This window comes from Elizabethkingia argenteiflava, assembly GCF_009904105.1.
In the GTDB taxonomy this organism is placed as follows: domain Bacteria; phylum Bacteroidota; class Bacteroidia; order Flavobacteriales; family Weeksellaceae; genus Elizabethkingia; species Elizabethkingia argenteiflava.
The window spans coordinates 1-778 of record NZ_JAAABJ010000244.1 but is presented as its reverse complement, the minus strand read 5'-3'; the positions used below and the strand labels follow the sequence as shown (position 1 = coordinate 778).

At 36.8% G+C, this 778-nt stretch carries 2 protein-coding genes; both read left to right on the top strand.

The window, feature by feature from the left end; genetic code table 11:
• Positions 1-556, top strand: a 556-nt coding sequence (locus GNY06_RS02280; protein WP_166518612.1) for a hypothetical protein, incomplete at its 5' end; no start/stop codon positions are given.
• A 22-nt stretch (positions 557-578) separates the two neighbouring features.
• On the top strand, positions 579-778 hold a 200-nt coding region (locus GNY06_RS13605; RefSeq protein WP_212995070.1), incomplete at its 3' end, for a hypothetical protein.

The window sequence follows — 778 nt, the reverse complement described above, 5'->3', positions numbered from 1 at the left end:
GCTTTTTTTTGTAGGAATATTATTGGCCTCCTGTAAAAATGATGCAAAGACCTCAAAAGTTGAAGACCAAAAAGAAAATACAACACAGGAAAATAAGAAGATCTTAAAAGTGACGGACACGTTTTCTGTTGATGGGATCAATTTTAAATTATTGCAAAATGGAGATCAGGCAGAAATAAAAATCGAAGCAAAAGACCGTATCGTAAAGGGGAATATAAAACTTTCCCCGCCCTGTTACTTTTTAAAACGTTATGGAAAAGTTCAGTCGTTTGCCTATCCTGATGTAAAGGTTACTCATACTTTAGTTGTTTTAGGAGATACCGTAGGAGCAGACACGAAAAAATATTTTGGATTTAATGAAAATGATGATTTCAGCAGGATATGTGGAGAAGGTATTCAGGGCATCCTCATCAAGAAAGACAGTGTTATCGTTACGGAAAGAGTTTTGGAAGAAATATTCACGTGTGCTGACTCGGGATCAGATGAAAAAAACTTTTGGGATTTTGCCCATACCAGAGAAACATATAAGCAATCACGTAACCCTAAATACCGATAATAATGATCAAGTTTTATGATTTATGGAACAATCACCCCGGTGGGAAAGTCTATCCCTGCAATTTTCAAAATCAATGTGCTATAAGAATGGAGTTGCTTTGGAAAAAAGCAAGGTTGATTTAAGCTCGTTCAGAGGAGCCCGCTGTTGGTTTGACCATAATCCAAGACATATTTTGCGGGCACAGGAGCTTGCGGACTGGATTTCAAAAAAATACACAATATT